The sequence below is a fragment of the Foetidibacter luteolus genome, assembly GCF_009650435.1.
GTDB lineage: Bacteria > Bacteroidota > Bacteroidia > Chitinophagales > Chitinophagaceae > Foetidibacter > Foetidibacter luteolus.
Map to the genome: position 1 here is coordinate 54,759 of NZ_VVIP01000017.1, position 23,797 is coordinate 78,555.

Below are 23,797 nucleotides of genomic sequence, written 5' to 3' on the forward strand. Positions count from 1 at the left end.
CATTTAGTAAATTGTAACCCTAATGCGTTGTGTAACTGAATAAAACCAACTGGATGAATAGACTTATACAATACGCTTTCTTAATTGTTGCCTGTTTTTTTTGCATCACGGTATTTGGCCAGGGTAATAACCAGAGCAACACCAGAAAAGATTCTGTTGTACAGCTATATGGTATTGTAATGACAGCGGATAGCCTGCAGGCCATACCCGCGGCAAGCGTTATTGTAGATGGCACAGGCCGTGGCACACTTACCAACGACCAGGGCGTTTTTTCCATAGCGGTTTTAAAAGGCGATAAAATACGTTTTTCCTGCGTGGGCTTTAAAGATAAAATGATAACCATACCCGAAAACCTGGATGGCAACCAATACAGCGCCATACAGTTAATGATTAGCGATACCAACTGGTTACCAGCCACCATTTTGAAACCAAGGCCTACACGTGAGCAATTTGAACGCGATTTTATCAATGCTTCTGTGCCTGATGATGAATACGAAATAGCCCGCCAGAATACGGATGAAGCAAAACGCAGGGTGCTGATTATGTCTCTGCCGGCAGATGGCCGTGAAGCTGTTAACATGCAGTTTCGCCAGCAGGCATCCAAATACTACTACCAGGGCCAGCAACCACCTATTAACCTGTTTAACCCCATGGCCTGGGCCGACTTTATAAAAGCCTGGAAGCGGGGTGACTTTAAGAAGAAGTAACAAGCATAATCAATATTCCATTATTTCAATTTTTCTGAAATCCATAGGATGGCTGTTTGACTGTATGGATAAATACCCATCCTTTACCGCATAATCCGGGCCTTTTACCAGTGTTTTAGTAATAGCATGGGCCGTATCGTACATGGGATTATTGAACGAGATAATCTCTTCGCCGTTAATGTAGTGGGTTATTTTTCCATCATGGATATCAATTTCGGCAGTTATCCATTCACCTCCATGAAAAGTTTTCTGCACCACCGGCAGGGTACAGTAGCTGGTATTTCTGCTTCCATTCATAAAAAAATAAATACCGTTGGCACACACTTCGCCGGTTGGCCGTTCCTGGCTGCCATTGCCGCCATGCAGGTTAAATTCCAGGCTTACGGGAAAAGGCTGGTCAACACCCATTGACTCAAGCGACTGGCCATAATACTGTATGCCGCCATCTTTAAAGCCCCATACCGGCGCACCGGCAATAGTATCGCCTGTAAACCGGTACTCAACACGCAGCCGGTAACTGGTTAGTTTGCGGTTGTAATGCAGTGCCCCAAAGCGCTTGTTAAAGCTGCCGTAAGCATCATACCTAATCTTAAGCAGGCCATCTTCTATGCGAAAAGTATTACCGAAGTTTTCACCGGCTGCATAGCCGGTTATTTTAGGCGTCCAACCCGTAAGGTCTTTGCCATTCAACAGGCTTACCCATTTTTCCGGCTGTTTTAAAGTAGTGCCGCCCGGGCGGCTATAAAAAGAGAGGGTTAATGACACTAGAATGAATAACAGAAGGCGTTTCATCAGGAAAACAATTTGCAGGAAGTTAGTGAAAAGATAACCGCATTCCAACTGAAACCTTCGGTTCAATTTAAATGCTTTTTGCGGAAACTATACTGTACAACCTGGCAGCGAAAGCAGCAGCGTGCTGCACTATCGGGTGAGGGATTGAAGCGGTTACCCCGCTGAAGGCTTTGTGCGGCGGCCTTTGCGGCGGAGTAATAGCGGAAAGCCCGGCCCGAGGTACGAGGGACACCCCCTAAAAATTCTACCCGCAAACAAAAATTGCCCACTCCAGGAATAGAGCGGGCAAGGTTTTAGCATATAACCTCCAACAACGTTTTTAAAACCTGTTTACTCGTATGTGTAATGGTGTTTTGTTATCAGGATGGTGCGAAAATAGTCATTTATCTATAATTCCTATAAATTTAGTAGACAATTATTTTACAATAGTTTTCCACAGAACTACATAGTAAATAACAAAAGGCAGTGCCGCTATTCTTACTATCTTCGCAACCGGGCCTTTGTAACCCTTCACCCAAGGCAAAGCATACAGGATACCCTTTTGATTGTTTTGCATTACGTTTGACGAATATTTATGCAGTTAAGCAGGAAACAGAAAATAATACTCAACTATATTGTAGGCCCACTGCTGTTTATCGGTTTATCTTTTTCCATCTACCAAAAAGTAAGAAGCCATCCTGATTTAGGCAATTCATTACAATTGTTAAGAGATTCATACACGGGGTTACATGGCAGGTATTTATTTTTAGTAATTATGCTGAGCATTGTAAACTGGGGCATAGAGGCACGTAAATGGCAGGTATTGGTGCGTGGCGTACAGCCGGTTTCGTTTTTTACTTCGTTTAAAGCGGTTTTATCGGGGCTTTCAGTTTCTCTGCTAACACCTAACCGCGTAGGGGAATATGTAGGCAGAATTGTCTATATGAAGGAAGGTAACAGGCTGCGTTCCATTGCGCTTACCATTGTAGGCAGCATGAGCCAGATGATTATAACACTTGTACTGGGTATTGCGGGTATGTTTTATGTTAGGTACAACATACTTAGCGATACCACCCACCTGCAGGGGCTTTCCTCACTATGGCTTAACGGGCTTATTTACCTTATTATGTTTGGTACAGCCCTGCATATTATATGCTATTACAAGCTATCGTGGATTGCTACCATAATGGAAAAAATCCCTTTCATTCAGCGTTATATTTACCTGTTTGACAAGGTGGAAGATTTTCACTGGAAGGAATTAACAAGAATTTTGACACTATCCTTCAGCCGGTACGTTGTATTTACCGTACAATACCTGCTGATGTTTAAAGTGTTTGATGTAGACGTAACACCAATTGATGGATCGTCAATGGTTTGCGTAATGTTTTTGGTGCTTGCCATACTGCCCACCATACCCATGGCAGAGCTGGGGGTACGCGGCCAGGTTAGCACGCAGTTGTTTGGGTTGCTTAGCCCTAATACCATCGGCATACTTTATACGGCGGCAGGTATATGGTTTATTAATTTAATAATACCTGCATTGGCAGGAACTTTGTTTATTTTGACTATCAAACTTTTCAGAAACAAGTAGCGTGAAGAAATTTTTTACCATCATTACGGCACTTTTCAGCTCTATTTCCCTATCCGCAGGCGATGATTTCTGTGGTATCCGTAACACGGCCTTCCAGGCCGGTGAGCTGCTTACTTACAACATATTTTATTCTGTTGTGGGTATTTATGTTAACGCTGGCAATGCAACTTTTACCACTACGCTGGAACGGGTAAACAACAAACCGGTGTACCATGTAGTAGGGCTTGGCAACTCCAACAGCAGTTACGACTGGATTTTTAAAGTACGAGACCGCTATGAAAGCTACATTGATACCGCTACCATGCGGCCGCTTAAGTTTATCAGGAATGTAGATGAAGGCGGTTACAAAAAATACGAGAACGTAACCTTTAACGCACAAACAAATACAGCCGTTACCAACGAAGGCGTTTTTAAAGTAACCAATTGCATACAGGATGTTATCAGCGCCATTTATTACGCCCGTAACATAGATTTTAATAAGTACAAGGTGGAAGACAAAATACCTTTTGACATGTTTCTTGACAACGAAGTGTACCATCTGTACATACGCTACCTGGGCAAGGAAACAGTTAAAACCAAGTATGGCAAATTTAAAGCCATCAAGTTTAAACCGCTGCTGCTTAAGGGTACCATTTTTGAAGGGGGCGAAAAGATGACTGTATGGGTTAGCGATGATGATAACCATATTCCGTTAAGGGTAGAAAGCCCTATTACTGTAGGCAGCGTTAAGGTGGATATGATGCGCTACCAGAACCTGCGCCACCCGCTAACATCTATGATAAAGTGGCGGTAATTATTACAGCATAATGCCTTACCGGTTTACAAGACTTGCCTGCGGCAAGTTTTTCTTTTTTAGGGCGGGACAAACTTTGGGACCACTATTCAACTTCGTTGTGTCACTCACTTGTACGCCATAACTTTATTCAGCTTTTCCCGCAATATAGCCTTGCTTCTGACGCCTTTGGCGCCAGAGAGTTTTTATCTTTTCATAAGGAATTAGGTAGCGGGCTAAGGTTCCTCACATTTACTGTTACCCAACCAACAAAAAACAGCGCAAAGTATTATCTTGTTCCCCGAACAATAACAACAGTAAGCTGTTTAAAACATAAAAAGATATGGCACTAACCATTGGGCAAAAAGCTCCCGACTTCGCTTTACACGATACCGATAAAAACGTTGTTACACTTTCTTCCCTGCAAGGCAAAAATGTACTGCTCTTGTTTTTTCCGCTGGCTTTTACCAGCGTTTGCACCAAAGAATTATGCAGCGTTAGAGATAACATAACTATGTATAACAACGCTAACGCCCAGGTATTCGGCATCTCTGTGGATGCACCTGCCACGCTTACCAAATTCAAAAAAGACCAGGGCCTTAACTTTCCCCTCCTCAGCGATTTTAACAAAGAAGCCTCTACAGCATACGGCTGCATTTACACAGAATTTGCCGGCTGGATGAAGGGTGTATCCAAGCGCTCAGCCTTTGTTATTGGAGAAGACGGTATTATAAAATATGCCGAAATTTTAGAGAACGCCGGGGAAATGCCAGATTTTGAAGCGATTAATAAGGCATTAAATTAACAGTTCCTGCGCAATATTTATAAAAAAATGGGGCCGCATTCTTTGCCGGCCCTCTTTTTCGTATTAATTTAGAGCTGTCAACGAAATGCATGGCTAATTTATTACTTAGAAAAAAATTTTTTGCGAAAACATTAATGCTAACGCTGGTATGCATACTAAGCAGCAGCATTATGTTTGGGCATGCATATAATTTTTTCATGCAGGATAAGCTGGCCAAAACGGTTAAATGTTACCCCAACCCGGCCATCAGCTTTGTAAATTTTGAATTTGACAAAACTGTTGAAAAAACTGCCGTTCTGCAGGTATTCAATTTTGCCGGCAAAAAAATGACAGAACTTACCGCCAATAACAACAAAGTAACCGTACAGCTTGATAACTTCTTCCGGGGCTTATACGTATATCAACTGCGCGATAAAAGCGGCCGTGTAATAGAAAGCGGCAAGTTCCAGGTGGTTAAATAATCTTCGCTTAAATCTTCCTTGTAACCCTTTTCTAATAATGAAAACCTTTAAATCAAGCAGAACTAATCATTTTCCTTATATTATAAAACATTGGCTGATAACATTTGGCATTGCTACGTTACCTGTAATTTATGATCAATTGTTCAATAGCCATTTGATTAAGGATTCGTATTATTACATAGTTGCCGCTGTTTTAATAGCACGGGTCTATAGGGATGCTGATACATACAGAATACTCCAAATAGACATTGACTATGATAAGCAGTTAATTGCTTTTTATTACAAAACTTTTTTCTCTGGCCTACGGAAACGAGTGCTTTTATTTAATAATGCAAGACTTGAAGTAATTAACAAAAGAGCATACAACACAGAAAAACAAACGCCTGTTAAACTCTATTTCTTTAAAAATAAATTGGAAATATTTGAAATCAGTAATAGCAAAGACGGCTTTTCCTATAAAACCATTGGTGATATAAGTACGGCAATAGCATCAATTCCATTACCGGCAACCACTCTGTAGCCACTGATTTAAGCGTATAAAACATTGTTTCTTACTACCTCAATAAGAACGGATACACAAATTTTTAAGTTCACCTTTGTAGGCGAATCCTTGCTACCGATACCCAATGCAGTTCTGCCTTGTTCCTTAAGATAACTTTCAACAACTCCCCCTCAAAAAATTCTTAGTTCCATAAAAGGTAACAACCTTATAAATAAATGATTGTTACTTTGCCATAAATCATTCAACAATGAGAATAGGGATTGTGTGCTACCCCACTTTTGGCGGTAGCGGCGTACTGGCTACAGAACTTGGAAAGGCTTTGGCAGACAAAGGGCATTCAGTACATTTCATAACTTACCAGCAGCCGGTAAGGCTAAATATCTTCAGTGCAAACATTTATTATCATGAGGTTAGGGTACCCACTTATCCTTTGTTTGATTACCCGCCTTACGAAGTGGCACTGGCAAGTACCATGGTAGATGTAATACTTAACCACGACCTTGATTTGCTGCATGTACATTATGCCATACCCCATGCCTCCGCTGCATATATGGCCCAACAGATTGTAAAACAAAAAAGCGGCAGGAACATACCTTTTATTACCACGCTGCACGGTACCGATATAACACTGGTAGGAAAAAGCAAGATGTATGAACCGGTAGTCACCTTTTCAATTAACGAAAGCAATGCCATTACCGCGGTATCCAACAACCTGCGTGATGAAACCTATAAATCTTTTGCCATTACCAAAGAGATTGAGGTTATCTACAACTTTGTTGACCTTAAGCGGTTTGACAAAAAACCGATTGATGCTTTCAGAAAGGTAATTGCACCCAATGAAGAAAAAATTGTAGTGCATGCCTCTAACTTCAGGAAAGTAAAACGTGTAAACGATGTAATACAGGTATTCGCCGGATTGCGCCAACATGTACCTTCCAAACTGCTGCTGGTAGGTGACGGCCCTGAAAGGCCTGTGATGGAAACACTGGTAAAAACCCTTGACCTGCAGGATGATGTACGCTTTTTAGGCAAACAGGAACAGATTGAAGAGATATATGTAATCTCTGATTTATTCCTGCTGCCCTCTGAATATGAAAGTTTTGGTTTGGCGGCGCTGGAGGCAATGGCGGCTAAAGTGCCCGTTATAAGCACCAATGCCGGTGGTTTGCCAGAAATAAATATTCACGGCAAAACCGGCTTTATGGCCAATGTTGGCGATACCAAAACCATGACGGAACAAGCCATTGCACTGCTAAGCGATACAGAACTGCATGCTCAGTTTAAGACCGCCGCTTTTGAACAGGCGCAACAATACGATATACAGAATATTATACCTGTGTACGAAAAATTGTATGGCAGGTTTTGCCGCATGGAATGTTATGCATAAAGTAGGCAGCACTGGGTTTAAAATGTTTTAAGAGAAGGGGTAGCCCTTCTTTTTTATTTACAGCCTTACCTTTACCCATTATCTATTGCAAAGCAATATGCTATGACAGATGAAAAAACATTGCGCCAGTTATTTCCCGGCCTTGAGGAAGGACTGTATGAAGAGTTGATGGAGCACGGCAATATTAAACAGGTGCCGGCCGGCGAAACCATGCTTGCCATTGGCCAGCCCATACGATCTACCCTGCTGGTTTTGGATGGCGTTATTAAACTGTACCAGGAAGATGGCGAGGGCAGCGAATTTTTCATCTATGATATTCAGCCCGGGCAGGCCTGTGCGGTGTCTATGGTCTGCGCTTTTCAGCATGAAAAAAGCCAGGTAATGGCCAAAGCCTTAACAGATGTTACGGCATTAACCATACCATTGGAATACATGGACAAATGGCTGGCTAAGTATAAAACCTGGCATTACTTTGTCATCAAAACCTATCGTGCCCGCTACGAAGAACTGTTGAAGACCATTAATGAAATTGCCTTTAAAAATATGGATGAACGCCTGGAATTTTATATAAAAAACCAGGTAAAAAAGTTTGGCAACACCGTAAAACTCACCCACCAGGAAATAGCTACAGACCTTAACTCCAGCCGCGAAGTTATCAGCCGCCTGATGAAGAAAATGGAGAAGAATGGATGGATTATTATTAGCAGAAATTCGTTTGAATGGATAAAGGAGTAATGTAAGATGCAGCTATGTAAAAATGTTGTCCCGCTCACCGCGTCCTACTCACCACTAAGTGACAATCGTCACAGATAGCTTTCTGTTATCGTTTCATATTTGTGCTGCAATTATAAGCACATGGAGATTCTTGGTTACATAGCCTCTTTATTAATTGGCATATCACTGGGACTTATTGGCAGTGGCGGCTCAATACTTACTATGCCCGTAATGGTTTACCTGTTTGGAATACAGCCGCTGGCCGCTACTTCTTATTCCTTGTTCGTGGTTGGCTCCACAAGCCTGGTAGGCGCTGTTCAAAATTATAAGCGTGGCCTTGTAAACCTGCACACTGCGCTGCTGTTTGGGGCCAGCTCCGTTTTTACTGTTTTTGTTACAAGAAGATTTTTTATACCCCTGATACCTGGTACCCTGTTCTCCATTGGTTCGCTGGTGGTTACAGAAAACATGCTGACCATGCTGTTATTCGCCGCATTAATGATCCTTGCCGCAATATCTATGATGCGCAAGGAAGCGAACGCCCATCACCAAAGATCAGCGCCCACGAACAATACGGCAAAGTTGCTTTTATATGGCATAGGCATTGGCTTTGTTACCGGGCTATTAGGTGCCGGCGGCGGCTTTTTACTGATACCCACCCTTGTAATGCTGGCAGGCATACCCATAAAAGAAGCTATTGGTACTTCGCTGCTGATTATCGCCCTCAACTCCCTCATTGGTTTTACCGGCGATTTACAGCACCAACACATCAACTGGCGGCTGATGCTCGTTATTACAGCACTGGCCACGCCAGGCATATTTATTGGTAATGCGCTCAACAAAAAAATTTCATCAACCAGGCTAAAGAAAGCTTTTGGCTGGTTTATACTGGCAATGGGTTTATATATTGTCGCCAATGAAGTGTTCGGATCTCTAACCCATTTGTAAATTAACAATCAATGTCGTCCAGTTAAGAACCAATGTAAGGTTGAACTTGTCGAAGATGCTTTTATGCCCCATGCTTTTCACGCAACCGCCTTCGACAGGCCCAGGCTGACATCCTTAACTAAACTGCATTGTATTAACAATCATCATGTTGATAAGTAACCAATGTCACTTACCGTGCATATTTAAAACAGGAAATTTGCTTATATAAAAAACAAAACAATTTTATGATAATAGAACAGATATATACCGGATGCCTGGCACAGGGCGCCTACTACATTGAAAGCTATGGAGAAGCCGCTATTGTAGACCCCTTGCGTGAAGTACAACCTTATATTGACCGTGCCGAATGCAACAGTGCAACCATTAAGTATGTGCTGGAAACGCACTTTCACGCAGACTTTGTTTCCGGTCACCTGGACCTGGCAAAAAAGACTGGCGCAGCTATTGTATATGGCCCCACGGCGCAACCTTCTTTTGAGTTTTACGCTGCAAAAGATGGTGAAGAATTAAAGCTTGGCAAACTAACCATTAAAGTATTACATACACCCGGCCATACCATGGAAAGCACCTGTTACCTGCTGAAAGATGAAAGCGGAAAAGACAAAGCACTCTTTAGCGGAGACACATTGTTTATAGGAGACGTTGGCCGCCCTGACCTTGCACAAAAAGTAAAGGCTGAATTAACGCAGGATAAACTGGCTGCCCACCTTTATGATTCGCTGCGCAATAAGATTATGCCGCTTGCGGATGACATTATCGTTTACCCGGCACATGGCGCAGGCAGTGCATGCGGTAAAAACATGAGCCGCGAAACCACGGATACGCTGGGCCACCAAAAGCAAACAAATTATGCTTTAAGGCCGGGCCTGACAAAAGAACAGTTTATTAAAGAAGTAACAACGGGCTTAACTGCGCCACCAGCCTATTTTCCGTTGAATGTTTTGATGAACATCCAAGGTTACGACAGTATTGATGAGGTACTGCAACGTGGCCTGCACGCTTTATCGCCGGATGCTTTTGAAGCCGCGGCCAATGAAACCGGCGCTTTAATGCTGGATGTAAGAGCGCCTCAGGTTTTTGCAAAAGCTTTTATACCTAATTCAATCAACATAGGGCTGGAAGGTTCGTTTGCACCCTGGGTGGGTGCCATGATAACCGACATAAAACAGGAGATACTTCTTATTGCCGAACCTGGTACAGAAGAAGAAGTAATTACAAGGCTTAGCCGCGTTGGCTACGACCATGTGATAGGCTACCTGCGCGGCGGTTTTGAAAGCTGGGCAAAAGCCGGCAAAGAAATTGACAGTATTACAAGCATAAGTGCCGGTGCGCTTGCCACCCTTAAGCAGCAAAACAACAACCTGCCTATTTTAGATGTGCGTAAAGAAAGTGAATACAACAGCGAACATATTATAGGCGCTGAAAATTTACCGCTGGACTACATCAATAATAACATGGGCCGGGTAGATAAAAATAAAACCTATTACGTACATTGCGGAAGCGGTTACCGCTCTATGATTTTCGCATCCGTATTACGTGCAAGAGGTTTTGAAAACCTGGTTGATGTAAACGGCGGGTTTAATGCCATTAAAGACTCCAGCAAATTCAGCTTAAGTGCTTACGTGTGCCCTTCAACAATGTTATAAATTAATGCTACAATATGACAGCTTTAGCACAGCAGCCCTGGCCCTGGTATGTGGCGGGCGTAATCATCGGCCTTACTGTTCCTGCCCTGCTCATACTGGGCAATAAACATTTTGGCATATCAGCTATTTTCCGGCATGCCTGCGCCGCATGCTTGCCGGGCAACGTAAAGTTTTTTCAGTACAACTTGAAAAAAGAAACCTGGAACTTCTTTTTCATAGCCGGCATCATCATCGGCGCCGTGATAGCGTCCCAGCTTCTTGCCAGCCCACAGTCATCTTCTATTCATCCACAGCTTAAGGCAGAGCTGGCAGGTTACGGCATTACCGATACTGCAAAGCTTGCGCCGGCACAGCTATTCTCTTTTCAAAACCTGTTAACAGTAAAGGGGTTCATCATACTCATCGGCGGCGGTTTCCTTATTGGCTTTGGCTCAAGATATGCGGGTGGCTGCACTTCGGGCCATGCCATCATGGGGCTTAGCAATTTGCAATGGCCATCGCTGGTAGCAACCATCATGTTTATGGCAGGCGGCTTTGTTATGGCCAATTTAATTATGCCATTTATTTTAAGGCTTTAAGTTTTGGTGGCAGGGGCCGGTACTGCTATTAAGCTTCGTTGCGTCGCACTACGTTGATCGTCCGGTTCTTTGAGCAGCTTTTCAGCCCGGATGCACAAGCCCAAACATTGAACATTGAGCTTAAGAACATTAAACAATACAAGCCTGATAGACTATGGCGAGTAGCATTACCGGACGTACAAGTGTTCTCCCGAAACTTCGGGACTGCTTCGTCACGCAAGATTGCTCAACCGGGGCATCATAGCAGCAATACTGCCTGGCACCAAAAAAAAATCCTGCAAAGCAGGATAAATAAACAACAACATTAGGTGTATGAAAACAATTGATATAAAGCAAAGCGCAACACAAAGCAGCATTATTGACAACGATTTTGAGTTACGCTCACAGGATACCCTCTGCATTAATGAATCTGAAGTAAGCCACCCCTGGTGGTATAATTTTAAATACCTGGCCGTGGGCATTGTGTTCGGGATTGTGTTTGTAAAGGCTGAAGTGATATCCTGGTTCAGGGTGCAGGAAATGTTCCGCCTGCAAAGTTTTCACATGTATGGCGTTATTGGCACAGCGGTAGTTACAGGTATTATTTCCGTATGGCTGATAAAGCGTTTTAAAGTAAAAACTATTCATGGGGAAAGCATTACTTTTCACGACAAAAAGTTTAACAAGGGCCAGGTGTATGGTGGTCTTTTGTTTGGCATGGGATGGGCCTTAACAGGCGCATGCCCGGGGCCATTGTTTGCACAGCTTGGCACCGGGGCGTTTGTATTTTTTACGGCTATCCTAAGCGCCATTGCAGGCACATGGGTGTATGGATATTTTAGGGAGAGGTTGCCGCATTAGCGCCGCTAATTAACTATTTTTTGTTTTTTTATTGGTAGTCTGTGCATAGCTTCGCTTGGTAAAACTCAATCCTTCTCTTTCAGACCAATGAAAGGCAACTTTATAAAATTATTGCTGTTATTATCGCTGATAACCTTCTTTGTTATCAGGCCTTTTTTGGTATCGGCTAATTACGGCCTGCCGGGAATGATAACAGTAAGCACTATAACCCTTCCTTTCCATAAAATAAAATCGGTTCTTTTAAAACGAAACGCACAAGCCAACAGCTACCATGTTTCTCACGTAAGCGCCTGTGACGATACCAACTTCAGAAAGCTTTGCCTGCCTTTTTTGTTTAAATGCTTACAACCATTGGCGGGAAAAATCCTGTTCCTGTTATTACTGCTGCTGGCTTCTGTTTGCCTGCCTGTTTTAAAAGGCAGGCGTACATTATTTGAAATCATTTCTCACCAAAGACATTTTAACTCGTTGTGCCTGTTGCGCATTTGACGCCCTGTTTATTAAAGTTATCCTGGCCTACCGGCTACCTTGCTGCCGTGGCATTAAATGCCCGGCAATAACGCGTTATCCGTTATGGCAGGCCTTTATAAAGTTCTAAACAGGCATCAAATCATTAAACAAGCATGAAGAAAATTTTAGTGTTGCTGTGCGCAGCATGTTTTAGCTATTCACATGCACAACAGCCCATATCGTTAAAGCAAATACTTGCAAGTGTTGAAAGCAATTATCCATCCATAAAGGCCAAAGCGCTAACAGAACAGGCAGGAAAATTTTACGTGGCTGCCGCTGAAAAAGACTTTTTGCCGGATATAATTGCGGGGCACCAATTCAGCTACTCAACTAACAATGGCCTGGTTGGTTCATTTTACAATAACGAAGGCACAACCATATCTACTTCTGGCGGAGTAAAAAAAAGCAATATTTACCAGGGAGTTTTTGGCAGCTTTACCACACTGGCCGTCAATTGGCGGCTGTTTACTTTTGGCCGCCTTCAGCAGGCTGTAAATTACGCGAAATCACAGCAACAGCTTGCAGCAGATGACTATGAGAATGAAGTGTTTCGCCAAAAGGTTGAAGCCATAGACGCCTACCTGCAATTGGCATTGTTACAAAAATTACAAACCGCCCAACAGGAAAACCTGGAAAGGGCACTCACTTTTCAGCAATACATCAGCAGCCGCGCAGGGGCAGGCCTGTTACCTGGCGCCGACTCATCTTATGCCAATGCAGAGGTAGCCAAAGCCCGGTTGGCTTTGTTGCAAAGCCAGCAGAATGCTGAACAGCAGAAAATTATGCTTACACGTCTTTCTGGTATTGCCACTGACAGTATTACGGCAGACACCAGTTATTTTCTTCAACAGCTTCCTGTGCAGGCACCCGGAGATTCCATATCCATCAATGCCCACCCCTATTTAAAGTACGCCGGGCAGCGGGTTAAAGCAGCCGAAGAAAAATCTTTGATGGTTAAAAAAGCTGTGCTGCCCACTGTAAACCTGGTAGGCATGGGCTGGGCCAGGGGGTCAGGAATAGACAAAGAGACCAACGCATACAGCAGTGCGGTAACGGATGGAATACCGTGGCAAACTTTTAATTACATGGGCGCTTTGGCCGTTAAATGGAATATAACGTCCCTTGCAAGAAACAAGCAGGAGCTTAAGGCTGCAATGGCGGAAACACAAGCTTCAAAATACAGTTATAACGAGCAGGAACGGCTACTGCAGCAACAGCTTGCAAACGCCAACCTGCAATTCAATCTTGCACTTCAGCAAACCCTTGTAGCGCCTTTGCAATACCAGTCTGCTATGGATGCATACAGCCAATCCAATGCCCGCTACCAGGCTGGCCTTGCCACATTAACCGACCTGATACAAACATTATACGCCCTAAACAGGGCCGATGTAGATAAGGCTGTGGCTTATAACAATGTATGGCGCAGCTTGTTAATGAAGGCTGCTTCATCAGGAAGCCTGTCTTTAATCACCAACCAGTTACCATAATAAAACTTTTGATATGAACTTAGTTTCAGGAGCATTAAAAAGGCCGGTTACCGTGGTGGTAATTGTGGGCAGCCTGCTAATTTTTTCTTTGCTTGCCGCCAAGAAAATACCCGTGGATATCTTTCCGGGGCTAAACCTGCCAACTATTTATGTAATTGAATCCTACGGAGGTATGTCTCCCCAGCAAATGGAAGGTTTTTTTGCCACCCGCATGCAAGACCAGTTTTTGTACGTTAATGGCATAAAAAACATTGAGAGTAAGAATATCCAGGGGCTTACGTTGTTAAAACTCAGCTTTTATGAAAATACGGATATGGCCGAAGCCTCTGCACAGGTGGCTTTACAAGTTAACCGTGCCATGAAGTTTTTTCCTCCCGGCGCACTGCCGCCACAGGTAATACGTTTTGATGCGTCATCCCTGCCTGTGGGCCAGTTGGTATTTTCAAGCAAAACAAAATCACTCAAGGAAATATATGATCTTGCCGCAACAAAAGTAAGGCCCATGTTCGCATCTGTGCCAGGCCTGTCTGCCCCTCCCCCCTTCGGCGCTAATTCACGAACTATAGTAGTAAGTGTTGACCCTGATAAAATGCGCAGCTATAATATCTCGCCGGATGAAATTGTGGAAAAAATATCAAGGTCAAATGTCATGTCACCCTCCGGCAATCTAAGGTCAGGAAATACCATGTACGTTACCACAATGAACACACTTCAAAAGACGGTGGATGAATTTTCGCAGATACCGCTTCGTACACAGGACGGCAGCTCTGTATTTATCAGCGATATTGCCAGGGTTTCAGACGCGTCGGATATTACTGTTGATTATGCCCTCATCAACGGCAAGCGCTCTGTTTATATACCGGTGGTAAAAACTGCAGATGCTTCCACATGGGATGTGGTGCAAAAGCTGAAAGCCACCCTGCCGGAAATGCAATCGCTACTGCCGGATGATGTGGAGTTAAACTATGCTTTTGACCAGTCTGTTTTTGTGATTAACGCGGTAAAAAGCCTTATTACCGAAGGCGCACTGGGTGCATTGCTTACAGGGCTGATGGTGTTACTGTTCCTGCGTGACTGGCGCAGCAGCCTTGTTGTTGTTATTACCATACCTGTTTCAATCATCTGCACCGTGTTGTTACTTAGCCTTGCCGGGCAAACCATTAACATTATGACGCTAAGCGGCCTTGCCCTTGCAGTAGGGGTATTGGTTGACCAGGCAACGGTAACCATAGAAAACATACACCAGCACCTAGAAATGGGCAAGGACATGAGAAACGCTGTATTTGACGCATGCAGGGAAATTGGCTTTCCGCTGTTGCTGATATTATTATGCATACTTGCCGTTTTTGCACCCTCTTTTTTAATGACAGGTGTACCCCGGGCCATGTTTCTTCCACTTTCTTTATCCATAGGTTTTGCCATGATTATCTCTTTTTTCCTGGCGCAGACATTGGTACCTATATTATCCAACTGGTTACTAAAAGAAGAAATGTTCCGGTACAAGCATGGAAAGCCCCATGCGCATGCCGGAGAGGCGCTTAACGGAAAGGAAATACAACAGGTAAACACACACCTTGCCGACGAAGAGGCCCATCCGCATAAAAACAGTTTTTTTGAGCGTGTAAAACTGAGTTTTATGAGGATCCTAAATACGCTGATGAAACAGCGCAAACTGGTAGTGACACTGTATTGCGCCATAGTAATTATCCTTGTAGGCATCAGCATGAAACGGATAGGGCAAGACCTTATGCCCCGTACTAATAGCGGGCAGTTCCAGGTACGCATAAAAGAACAGGACGGCACAAGGCTTGAAAAAACCGAATCTACCTTAAAACAGGTGCTGGCCATTATTGACACCACTGTAAACAATCATGTAGATGTATCCTCTGCCTATGTTGGCCTTATACCCAGCAGCTATGGTACCAGTAACCTTTATGTTTTTAACAGCGGCACACATGAAGCTGTATTGCAGGTAACACTTGATGAACACTACAAAATAAATATGGATGAGCTTAAAGACGCCCTGCGCAACAACATAGCGCATAAACTGCCCAATGTGCGCATAAGTTTTGAGCCTATTGACCTTACAGATAAAATTATGAGCCAGGGCGCAGCAACCCCCATTGAAGTAAGGATTGCCGGAAAAGATTTTGACCAGGTAAAGGGCTACGCTGATACCTTGCTGGCAAAGCTGCGCAAAGTGGATTACCTGAGGGATGTGCAAATACAGCAGCCCCTTGCTTTTCCTACCATACAGATTAACATAGACAGGATAAAAGCCGCCCAATTCGGGCTTAATGTACAGGAAATTGGCCGTTCTGTTACAGCCAGCACATCCAGCAGCAGGTTTACAGAAAAAGTGCAGTGGCTTGATGAAAAGTCTGCCTACACTTACCAGGTGCAGGTACAGGTGCCGGAATACCGCATGGGCGATATGGATGCCCTGAAGGAAATACCGCTGATTAAAGGCCAGAACCGCCCTGTACTTTCAGACGTTGCTACTTTCAGTATTTCAAAAACGCCGGGGGAATATGACAGGAGCGGCCCACGCAGGTTTCTTACCATTGGCGCTAACCTGTACAAAAAAGACCTTGGCGCCGCCAGCAACGATGTGGAAGGCATTATCAAAAGTTTGGGCCAGCCGGCAAAAGGCATCAGCATTTCGCTTAAGGGAATGAGCAGCCTGTTAACCGAAACACTTGACGGGTTGCAAACAGGCCTCATTTTCGCCGTTCTTGTTATATTCCTTTTGCTGGCAGCAAACTATCAATCATTCAAATTAGCCCTTACGGTATTGGTTACGGTGCCGGCTGTAATTCTTGGGGCACTTGCCTTACTACTGCTAACCGGGTCTACACTTAACCTGCAATCGTATATGGGCATGATTATGTCTATAGGCGTTTCTGTTGCCAATGCCATACTTATCGTAACCAATGCAGAGAATCTGCGGCTGGAATACAGGGATGCCAAACGAGCGGCTGTAGTAGCTGCAGGCATAAGGCTAAGACCCATATTAATGACAAGCCTTGCCATGATAGCAGGCATGGTACCCATGGCCTCTGGCATGGGTGAGGCAGGCGAGCAAACCGCACCGCTTGGCCGTGCAGTTATTGGCGGCCTCATCGCTTCTACGTTAGCGGCGTTATACATTCTGCCGCTTGCATTTGCCTGGATACAGCAAAAAACTTCTTTCAACACCCCTTCTTTACTTCCTAAAATAAAAACAATGAAAACATCTTTGGCAAAGGAGCAACTGGCCACCTTGCTTCTCATCATATCTTTTACAGGCCTGGCCTCCTGCTCATCCAATAACAAGCCTGTTGACATAACAGGCGGACAGGCAAAAAAAACCGCAGGCGTTAACAGTGAAGAAGATTTAACCGCGGTTGAACAGCGGCCATCATCCACCTATATACAGCTACCCGGCGAGTTTAAGCCTTTTGAATATGTGGACATTTATGCCAAAGCAAATGGCTTTGTACATAAGGTAAATGTTGACAGGGGCAGCGTTGTTAAAAAAGGGGAAATACTTATTGTACTTGATGCGCCTGAAATTAACCAGCAGGCTGTAACAGGACGGGCTGAAGTTACCAAGGCCAAACAAATATACCTTAACAGTAAAGACAAATATGAAAGGTTGCTGCAGGCAGCCAAAACACCCGGGGCTGTTGCGCCTTACGAGCTTCAGAATGCTAAATCAAATATGGAATCTGATGCGGCGGGCTATGAAGCCCAGCAGTCTAGCCTTGCCGCTTTAAATGTATCGGAAAACTACCTTATTGTGCGGGCCCCTTTCGACGGGGTTATTACACAACGAAATGTGCACCCTGGCGCACTGGTTGGGCCTTCATCAAAAAACAGCGATGGGCCTATGCTGGTGCTGCAGCAGGAACACCGCCTGCGCCTGGTAGTGCATGTGCCGGAAGCAGTAGCTTCTGTAATACAAAAAACAGGTAACGTAACTTTTACAGTTAACGCCCAGCCGGGTAAGGTTTTCAATACTGCAATGAGCAGGCGTTCGGGAACCATCAATACATCCATTCGTTCCGAGGCTATTGAAATGGATGTATTTAACAAAGGCGACATTCTTAAACCGGGCATGTATGCTGAAGTAAAAGTGCCTGTCCGCTCTTCTTCCGAAAGTTTTCTTGTTCCCTCAACAGCCATTGTACATTCTACCGTAGGCAATTATGTGGTGGCTGTTAACAGCGAAAAGAAGAAGAAATTTATCATGGTACACGAAGGCATGAACTTTAAAGACAGCATTGAAGTGTTTGGGAATTTGCACGGCATAACGCATGTGCTTACACACCCTACACCGGAAACCACGGAGGACATTGCATCAAAATAAAAACGGGAAATTATTATGGCGCCTCCCCAAGCTGCGCAAGGGGCCGGGCTATCCACTGCTACTCCGCCACAAGGCCAGTTCACATAACCCTCAGCGGGGTATCCGTTTCTATCCCTGGCGCGGTAGTTACAGCCTATGCCTGCAGGCCAATTGCTGAAATTTACATGGATAAAGTATAAATCAAATGCATGGCTTATCCCCTCGCGTTTTATGTATGCCGTAATGCTGATTAGTTAGTGATGTACATGTGATAACGGATGCCCTGCCGGGCAGTATTGTTTAGCTGAATGGCTGCCGGATTGAAGCGGAAAGCCCGCAACCACCGCAGCCTTAGCGCAGGTGGTGAGGACTTGCAGCGAAAAGCCGGAACCGAAGCCCATAAACGCCGAAATGCTGAAAGCCCCCAAGTCTTTTATTGGTACAGTTAACTACAAAAAATAAAAACAATGAACAGAGTAATTATATACCTATGTTGCACGATGCTTCTTTTAAATATTGCATGCCGCAAAAATGAACACAGGCTTTTAACATGCCTGGTACACCCACAGGACGAAACCAGTGAAATACCTGTAACCGTAACATATTATGTTGCGCTAAGCGGCACAGGCCATATAACCAGCATAAGTTACGCTGCCGCCAACGGGCAACAGGCAGTTACTAACGCTGGCAACAATTGGTCTGTTAAAATAACCATACCACCTAACCAACCTATCAGCATTACCGTAGAAGGCGATGTGGAAGGCGGGAAAATTACAGCAGGCTATGGCTATGTTGAAAATGGCAACACCGTGCAGATGTTTGATACCTGCAGTTGATTTGCGAAAGCGGTATTTACAGGCCAAAGGAAATACCCACCTGGGCATTAAAACCCCTGCCTTCTATTTTTTGAAGAGGCTCATCCTTGTTTCCCAATGGTATTGTAATAATAGTCCAGGAAACTGAACTGGCATCACTGTACAGCTTATAGGTTTGCCTCAGGTTTGCGCCTACAGCAAGGTTTAGCTGCCAACGCCCGGCAAAAAGATACTCCAGTTTGGTGTGGGCTGTCCACTGGTTTAGTTGCATGTACCTGTTATCATATTTACTGCCCAGCCGGTAGCTGCTGCCTTCACCAGACATTTCAATTCCGGCGCTTAATTTCTTGGAGAAATGATAAAGCAATTTTGGTTTGATGGGGAACTGGCCGGTAAGGCTCCATTTATCATTGGGTTGATAGCTAACATCAATAAAAGGAACAAGCTGGTTACCAAAAAACTGTTTTGCATAAGCCAGGCCCCAGCCGGTTGACAAACGCGGCGAATGATGTACGCGGTAACGTACACCTATGGCATACCTGTAATCGTTACCGCTTACATTGCGCATATCTGAATAAACACCCGTATTGGCAAATACTGTTATGCTTTTGTTACCGGCGAATTTTGCAACCCAAAATAACTGCACAGATACGGCCTGCAAACTACCGGGAAATGTTTCCGGAAAATTGCACAACGCCAGGTTTTTATAGTTTACCGCAGCGGTAACTACGTTTGTACCTCTTTGAACAACCGGCAAACGAAATTTAGCATCAAACTGCCTTACAGTTGCAGATGTATCGTTATGCTTTACTGAAGCAATATTATAAGTAACAGCGACCAGGTCTTTATCCTGGGCTTTTACAGCTATACAAGGCAGCATACAAAGCGCCATTGCTTTTATTTTCATTGTGCTATTATTTTACCATCCATCATTTCGATTATGCGGTCGCTTTTATGGGCAAAATCGTTGTCATGCGTAACAGCGATGATTGTTTTGTTATAACCGGAAGCAAGCTTACGGAACATATCGAACACAACTGCGGTGTTCCTGCTGTCAAGGTTACCGGTAGGTTCGTCGCCCATAATGATGGAAGGCTCATTGATTAAGGCCCTTGCGATAGCCACCCTTTGTTGCTGCCCGCCGGATATTCTTGATGCCGCTTTTAAAGCCTGGCCACCTACATCCAGCAGCTTTAATTTTTCATAGGCGTTGTGCTCAATTTCTTCCCGGCTCAAGCGGCCCAGGCGCAGTGCGGGTATCATAACATTTTTAAGGCATGAAAAATCCGGCAGCAGGTAGTGAAACTGAAATATGAAACCGATATGCTCATTTCTAAAAGCGGCGAGATGATTTTGCTTTTGCCCGGTAATGGTTTGGTTGTTGAGCTGCAGGCTTCCTTCATAATCTGTATCCATGGTGGAAAGAATGTAAAGCATGGTGGATTTGCCACAACCTGATTTACCGGTAATGGAAACAAACTCGCCCTGATTTATTTTGAAGCTGATGCCCTTTAATGCATGGAATTTTTCCGGCGTCATGAAATACTTATTGATATTATTTGCTTCTAATGCTATTGCCATATTGTATTTTGAGTGTATATGGAACTGGTGTTTACGGGCCTGAAAAGACGCCCAATGATATGCAGATGAACGGATTGCGACGCAAGGGACGATGCCACTGGGCGCCGGCGCTGGTATCTAAATAATTCGCGTGATACAACAATCTTTATCAGCCGCGGATGATTTGAACTGGGTCAACCTTTGAAGCCTTGACAGCGGGAATATACCCAGCGAAAAAAGCGGTGGCCATGCCAAATAAACCGCCCTGTATATAATGCTTTACATGAAACGCTATGGGCAGGTAAGTAACGTTGCCCAGGCCGATGTACATTTTTGAAACCGTCCATGAAATAAGCCAGCCAAATGCCAGCCCTGCCATGGCGCCGATAAAACCGATGAGCATAGCCTGCCTGATGAATATACCTACCACATGCGCACCCTGGAAACCTGTTGCTTTGAGTATGGCTATCTCTTTAATCTTTTCGTATATAACCATATTGAGGATATTGTAAATACCAAAACCCGCTACAATAAGAATGGTTATAACCACGGAGTTGGCAATAATATCCCGGATCTTTTTTCCGGCAAGCGATTGCTCGTTACTGGACTGCCAGGCTTCAGCCGTATAACCGGTTAGCTGCTCTATACTTTTACCAATCGCGGGTGCATTGTAATAGTCTTTTACATTAATGTAGATATCGGTTATGTAGGCCCTGTCTTTCTGAAGCAGTTGCTGCACAATAGGAATGTTGCAATAGGTTTTGGTATTGTCTATGCTTTTTATGGTTGTTTTAAAAATACCCACCACCTGCAAAGATTTAGAGGCGCCGTTAGAAGCTGTCACCTTTATATAATCGCCTTTGCTTAGGTTTAAACGCTGCGCAAGCCCGGCCCCGATAATGATAGCGTTGGCGTTTTCTGACAGGCTTTTTAAAGAACCTGCCATGATGGTGGATGCAATATCAAACATCTTGTTTTGCTCCAGGATGTTTACACCGAAAATGTTGCCATTTTCCTGCACGCTGCTGTTGCTGTATATAACGTTGGCACTAACCTGTTGGCTTAAAGCGGTTACATCGTTACGTTGCTTTAGCAGGCTTGTAACCGCGTCTGGATTGACAATCCTGTTATCACCCGGCACCAACTGCGGATTGCTGATGAGGTTGATGGTCTTATTACCGGCAAACCGGTTGAGCATCCGGCCATTGCTAAGTTCATTATCGTGATACAGCCTTATGTGCGGCGTAGTATTCAGCATGGTATCTTCCGAATATTCATTGGTGCCTGTTATCAGCGCGTTCATAAAAATGAACATGCTTATGCCGAATGTTACACCCAGCGCCGCAACGATTGTTTGCTTGCGGCGGGATACCAGGTAGGTAAAGGCTATCTCTGTGTTTATTCCAATTTTCATCTGCTAACGCTATTGAACGTTTATTACTTTATCTGTAGGCTGCAAGCCATCCAATACTTCCACCCACTCATTGGAAACTATGCCGGTTTGTACGGCTACAGTATCTACCCGTCCACTTTTTTGCAACAGAAATTTACCGTCGGCAGTAAGGCAGTTCCTGGGCAGCAACATGGCGTTGCTTTTTTGCGCAATAATAACATTGGCCTGCAGCAAAGTGCCATTGATAATACCAGCCGCCGGCTTATCGAATACCGCATCAGCGATATAGGATTGAGAAGCTTCATCAAACAACGGGTATATTTTAGAAACCGTGGCTGTATAGGTGGCGCTTTTGGCGGTATTCAATTCAACCAGCACTTTTTGGTTGGGTTTAATTTTTGTGATGCTGCCTTCATCAATGTTCAGCTTAATCATCAACTGGCCCTTATTGCCCAACAACGCCACCGCCTCACCTTTACGCACAAGTTCCCCTGGTTTTTTAAACACACTGAATACCACGCACTGTGCCGGAGATTTTAAATTGTAATACCCTGTATTGGCCGATGCTGATTGCTGCTGGGCACGACTGCTTACCAGGGCCTGCTGAAGGTTAAGAGATGTGGCGGTGATGTTTTCTTTTATTCCGGCAACAGTATTTTCAGAGTTCCCGAAAGAAAGCTTAGCGTTGTCAAAATCAATCTTCGCTACAGAATGAGTAGCGTACAAACGTTGCATACGCTCCATTTGCACTTTATCGTTTTCCATTTTTTCCGTAGCGGATGCCAGTTGCGCCTGCAGTTGCAACATAACGGCTGAATTAGCAGCCGCCTGCTGCCGGGTTATTGCATAATCTTCATTAGCAGCTTGCTGCTGGATAACCGCTGTACTATTATCCTGTGCAAACAAAACCTGTCCAGGTTTTACCGTATCGCCTTCCTGCACAAAAGCTTTCGTTATATAACCGTCGTTCAGTGCAGTGAGTGTAACCTGGTCAGCCGCCTCTATATGGCCGGTAGCAAATACTGCCTCTGTAACAGGTGCAATAACAGGAGTAACTGTTTCCATCTGGGGCTGGCCGCAGGAACAGAAAAGAATAATACAGAACGAAATAAATTTTAGATTCATACTTAAAAATTAATAACCGTGCTCAGTAAAAATCATTTAAACAGCCTCGAATACGAGGTTATGGGCGCCTGCATTGAAGTGCACAAGCACTTGGGCCCAGGTTTGTTGGAAAGCGTTTATCACCAATGCCTTGTTAAAGAATTTGAACTCCGTGAAATCCCGTTTTCATCCCAGCACCCCGTGCTGGTAGATTACAAGGGATACGAGATTGACACGGTGCTTAAAGCAGATTTTTTAATCTATGACATTTTTTTGCTTGAGATTAAAGCTGTTGAGGAACTCCTTCCCATTCATTACGCACAAACGCTTACCTATATGAAGCTGCTGAAATCCCCTAAAGGCTTGCTGGTAAATTTTAATACCACCAATCTTTATCACCAGGGCAGAAAACCATTTGTAAATGACCTCTTCCGGGATTTACCGGAGTAAGTTGATTTGAACCATGTAAGCCATGTGAGGACATGTTAGCTATTCACGTATGGTTTGGTTTTCTTACATGGCCTGACATAGCTTACGTGGTTCATCGAAAAAATCAACAAAATTCTGGAACCATATAAGCCATGTGAGGATATGTTAGCTATCCACGTAATGCTTTGGTTTTGTTACATGCCCTGACATGGCTTACGTGGCTCATCGAAAAAAATCAACAAAATTTTGGAACCATGTAAGCCATGCGAGGATATGTTAGCTATCCACGTAATGCTTTGACTTTCTTACATGCCCTGACATGACTTACATGGTTCATCGAAAAAATCAACAAAATTCTGGAACCATGTAAGCCATGCGAGGATATGTTAGCTATCCACGTAATGCTTTGGCTTTCTTACATGCCCTGACATGACTTACATGGTTCAT

At 44.1% G+C, this 23,797-nt stretch carries 22 protein-coding genes; 17 read left to right on the top strand and 5 right to left on the bottom strand.

Annotation, left to right across the window (positions count from 1 at the left end; translation table 11 throughout):
• Window positions 1-53 precede the first annotated feature (53 nt).
• The gene (locus F0364_RS05535) at window positions 54-707 is read left to right on the top strand and encodes a carboxypeptidase-like regulatory domain-containing protein (RefSeq protein ID WP_153796770.1); all 654 of its coding nucleotides are present in this window, start codon (window positions 54-56) and stop codon (window positions 705-707) included.
• A gap of 9 nt (window positions 708-716) precedes the next feature.
• On the opposite strand, the gene F0364_RS05540 is transcribed toward F0364_RS05535, so the two are convergent.
• The gene (locus F0364_RS05540) at window positions 717-1,499 is read right to left on the bottom strand and encodes a 3-keto-disaccharide hydrolase (RefSeq protein ID WP_153796771.1); all 783 of its coding nucleotides are present in this window, start codon (window positions 1,497-1,499) and stop codon (window positions 717-719) included.
• Window positions 1,500-2,073: 574 nt separating this feature from the next.
• Between F0364_RS05540 and F0364_RS05545 the strand changes: the two genes are divergently transcribed.
• The 15 genes from F0364_RS05545 (at window position 2,074) to F0364_RS05615 (ending at window position 18,885) form a co-directional block, all read left to right on the top strand.
• Window positions 2,074-3,069: a lysylphosphatidylglycerol synthase domain-containing protein gene (locus F0364_RS05545; protein ID WP_153796772.1), complete on the top strand. Its 996-nt coding sequence runs from the start codon at window positions 2,074-2,076 to the stop codon at window positions 3,067-3,069.
• Window position 3,070: 1 nt separating this feature from the next.
• Window positions 3,071-3,862, top strand: coding sequence for a DUF3108 domain-containing protein (locus F0364_RS05550; protein ID WP_235921017.1), 792 nt, complete (start codon window positions 3,071-3,073; stop codon window positions 3,860-3,862).
• 322 nt (window positions 3,863-4,184) lie between these two features.
• Entirely contained in the window at window positions 4,185-4,646 is a 462-nt protein-coding gene (locus tag F0364_RS05555) for a redoxin domain-containing protein (protein ID WP_153796773.1), read from the top strand.
• An 89-nt stretch (window positions 4,647-4,735) separates the two neighbouring features.
• On the top strand, window positions 4,736-5,107 hold the full coding sequence (locus tag F0364_RS05560) for a T9SS type A sorting domain-containing protein (RefSeq protein ID WP_153796774.1): 372 nt from the start codon (window positions 4,736-4,738) through the stop codon (window positions 5,105-5,107).
• A gap of 37 nt (window positions 5,108-5,144) precedes the next feature.
• Window positions 5,145-5,627 carry a hypothetical protein gene (locus F0364_RS05565; protein ID WP_153796775.1) on the top strand — a complete coding sequence of 161 codons (483 nt, stop codon included), beginning with the start codon at window positions 5,145-5,147 and terminating at the stop codon, window positions 5,625-5,627.
• Between the two features lie 229 nt (window positions 5,628-5,856).
• Complete coding sequence (gene bshA, locus F0364_RS05570) at window positions 5,857-6,996, top strand: N-acetyl-alpha-D-glucosaminyl L-malate synthase BshA (protein WP_153796776.1); 1,140 nt, start codon at window positions 5,857-5,859, stop codon at window positions 6,994-6,996.
• Window positions 6,997-7,098: 102 nt separating this feature from the next.
• Window positions 7,099-7,731: a Crp/Fnr family transcriptional regulator gene (locus tag F0364_RS05575; RefSeq protein ID WP_153796777.1), complete on the top strand. Its 633-nt coding sequence runs from the start codon at window positions 7,099-7,101 to the stop codon at window positions 7,729-7,731.
• A gap of 120 nt (window positions 7,732-7,851) precedes the next feature.
• Window positions 7,852-8,658, top strand: a complete 807-nt coding sequence (locus tag F0364_RS05580) for a sulfite exporter TauE/SafE family protein (RefSeq protein WP_153796778.1) — start codon at window positions 7,852-7,854, stop codon at window positions 8,656-8,658.
• 224 nt (window positions 8,659-8,882) lie between these two features.
• Entirely contained in the window at window positions 8,883-10,304 is a 1,422-nt protein-coding gene (locus F0364_RS05585; RefSeq protein WP_153796779.1) for an MBL fold metallo-hydrolase, read from the top strand.
• A gap of 14 nt (window positions 10,305-10,318) precedes the next feature.
• Complete coding sequence (locus F0364_RS05590; RefSeq protein WP_153796780.1) at window positions 10,319-10,882, top strand: YeeE/YedE family protein; 564 nt, start codon at window positions 10,319-10,321, stop codon at window positions 10,880-10,882.
• A 312-nt stretch (window positions 10,883-11,194) separates the two neighbouring features.
• Window positions 11,195-11,722 carry a YeeE/YedE family protein gene (locus F0364_RS05595; protein ID WP_153796781.1) on the top strand — a complete coding sequence of 176 codons (528 nt, stop codon included), beginning with the start codon at window positions 11,195-11,197 and terminating at the stop codon, window positions 11,720-11,722.
• An 87-nt stretch (window positions 11,723-11,809) separates the two neighbouring features.
• Window positions 11,810-12,211 carry a hypothetical protein gene (locus F0364_RS05600; RefSeq protein ID WP_153796782.1) on the top strand — a complete coding sequence of 134 codons (402 nt, stop codon included), beginning with the start codon at window positions 11,810-11,812 and terminating at the stop codon, window positions 12,209-12,211.
• Window positions 12,212-12,345: 134 nt separating this feature from the next.
• On the top strand, window positions 12,346-13,719 hold the full coding sequence (locus tag F0364_RS05605) for a TolC family protein (RefSeq protein WP_153796783.1): 1,374 nt from the start codon (window positions 12,346-12,348) through the stop codon (window positions 13,717-13,719).
• Between the two features lie 13 nt (window positions 13,720-13,732).
• On the top strand, window positions 13,733-18,070 hold the full coding sequence (locus tag F0364_RS05610) for an efflux RND transporter permease subunit (RefSeq protein ID WP_153796784.1): 4,338 nt from the start codon (window positions 13,733-13,735) through the stop codon (window positions 18,068-18,070).
• 446 nt (window positions 18,071-18,516) lie between these two features.
• Window positions 18,517-18,885 carry a hypothetical protein gene (locus tag F0364_RS05615; protein WP_153796785.1) on the top strand — a complete coding sequence of 123 codons (369 nt, stop codon included), beginning with the start codon at window positions 18,517-18,519 and terminating at the stop codon, window positions 18,883-18,885.
• Window positions 18,886-18,901: 16 nt separating this feature from the next.
• Here the strand turns inward: F0364_RS05615 and F0364_RS05620 are convergent, their stop codons facing one another.
• The 4 genes from F0364_RS05620 to F0364_RS05635 form a co-directional block, all read right to left on the bottom strand.
• The gene (locus F0364_RS05620; protein WP_153796786.1) at window positions 18,902-19,771 is read right to left on the bottom strand and encodes a DUF6268 family outer membrane beta-barrel protein; all 870 of its coding nucleotides are present in this window, start codon (window positions 19,769-19,771) and stop codon (window positions 18,902-18,904) included.
• Window positions 19,768-20,445: an ABC transporter ATP-binding protein gene (locus F0364_RS05625; RefSeq protein ID WP_153796787.1), complete on the bottom strand. Its 678-nt coding sequence runs from the start codon at window positions 20,443-20,445 to the stop codon at window positions 19,768-19,770. The genes F0364_RS05620 and F0364_RS05625 overlap by 4 nt, the downstream gene beginning before the upstream one ends.
• A gap of 148 nt (window positions 20,446-20,593) precedes the next feature.
• Window positions 20,594-21,838, bottom strand: coding sequence for an ABC transporter permease (locus tag F0364_RS05630; RefSeq protein WP_153796788.1), 1,245 nt, complete (start codon window positions 21,836-21,838; stop codon window positions 20,594-20,596).
• Window positions 21,839-21,847: 9 nt separating this feature from the next.
• Window positions 21,848-22,942 (bottom strand): efflux RND transporter periplasmic adaptor subunit, encoded by a 1,095-nt coding sequence (locus F0364_RS05635; RefSeq protein WP_153796789.1) that lies wholly within the window; start codon window positions 22,940-22,942, stop codon window positions 21,848-21,850.
• An 18-nt stretch (window positions 22,943-22,960) separates the two neighbouring features.
• On the opposite strand from F0364_RS05635, the gene F0364_RS05640 reads away from it, so the two are divergent.
• Window positions 22,961-23,371, top strand: coding sequence for a GxxExxY protein (locus F0364_RS05640; RefSeq protein ID WP_153796790.1), 411 nt, complete (start codon window positions 22,961-22,963; stop codon window positions 23,369-23,371).
• The last annotated feature ends 426 nt before the right edge of the window (window positions 23,372-23,797 follow it).

What these genes read in the sequence shown, in the direction of transcription:
- bshA (WP_153796776.1), top strand. Translation starts at nt 5,857, where the DNA reads ATGAGAATAGGGATTGTGTGCTACCCCACTTTTGGCGGTAGCGGCGTA.
- F0364_RS05625 (WP_153796787.1), bottom strand. Translation starts at nt 20,445, where the DNA reads ATGGCAATAGCATTAGAAGCAAATAATATCAATAAGTATTTCATGACG.
- F0364_RS05595 (WP_153796781.1), top strand. Translation starts at nt 11,195, where the DNA reads ATGAAAACAATTGATATAAAGCAAAGCGCAACACAAAGCAGCATTATT.
- F0364_RS05545 (WP_153796772.1), top strand. Translation starts at nt 2,074, where the DNA reads ATGCAGTTAAGCAGGAAACAGAAAATAATACTCAACTATATTGTAGGC.
- F0364_RS05555 (WP_153796773.1), top strand. Translation starts at nt 4,185, where the DNA reads ATGGCACTAACCATTGGGCAAAAAGCTCCCGACTTCGCTTTACACGAT.
- F0364_RS05615 (WP_153796785.1), top strand. Translation starts at nt 18,517, where the DNA reads ATGAACAGAGTAATTATATACCTATGTTGCACGATGCTTCTTTTAAAT.
- F0364_RS05540 (WP_153796771.1), bottom strand. Translation starts at nt 1,499, where the DNA reads ATGAAACGCCTTCTGTTATTCATTCTAGTGTCATTAACCCTCTCTTTT.
- F0364_RS05580 (WP_153796778.1), top strand. Translation starts at nt 7,852, where the DNA reads ATGGAGATTCTTGGTTACATAGCCTCTTTATTAATTGGCATATCACTG.
- F0364_RS05565 (WP_153796775.1), top strand. Translation starts at nt 5,145, where the DNA reads ATGAAAACCTTTAAATCAAGCAGAACTAATCATTTTCCTTATATTATA.
- F0364_RS05610 (WP_153796784.1), top strand. Translation starts at nt 13,733, where the DNA reads ATGAACTTAGTTTCAGGAGCATTAAAAAGGCCGGTTACCGTGGTGGTA.
- F0364_RS05605 (WP_153796783.1), top strand. Translation starts at nt 12,346, where the DNA reads ATGAAGAAAATTTTAGTGTTGCTGTGCGCAGCATGTTTTAGCTATTCA.
- F0364_RS05620 (WP_153796786.1), bottom strand. Translation starts at nt 19,771, where the DNA reads ATGAAAATAAAAGCAATGGCGCTTTGTATGCTGCCTTGTATAGCTGTA.
- F0364_RS05635 (WP_153796789.1), bottom strand. Translation starts at nt 22,942, where the DNA reads ATGAATCTAAAATTTATTTCGTTCTGTATTATTCTTTTCTGTTCCTGC.
- F0364_RS05575 (WP_153796777.1), top strand. Translation starts at nt 7,099, where the DNA reads ATGACAGATGAAAAAACATTGCGCCAGTTATTTCCCGGCCTTGAGGAA.
- F0364_RS05535 (WP_153796770.1), top strand. Translation starts at nt 54, where the DNA reads ATGAATAGACTTATACAATACGCTTTCTTAATTGTTGCCTGTTTTTTT.
- F0364_RS05560 (WP_153796774.1), top strand. Translation starts at nt 4,736, where the DNA reads ATGGCTAATTTATTACTTAGAAAAAAATTTTTTGCGAAAACATTAATG.
- F0364_RS05585 (WP_153796779.1), top strand. Translation starts at nt 8,883, where the DNA reads ATGATAATAGAACAGATATATACCGGATGCCTGGCACAGGGCGCCTAC.
- F0364_RS05630 (WP_153796788.1), bottom strand. Translation starts at nt 21,838, where the DNA reads ATGAAAATTGGAATAAACACAGAGATAGCCTTTACCTACCTGGTATCC.
- F0364_RS05600 (WP_153796782.1), top strand. Translation starts at nt 11,810, where the DNA reads ATGAAAGGCAACTTTATAAAATTATTGCTGTTATTATCGCTGATAACC.
- F0364_RS05590 (WP_153796780.1), top strand. Translation starts at nt 10,319, where the DNA reads ATGACAGCTTTAGCACAGCAGCCCTGGCCCTGGTATGTGGCGGGCGTA.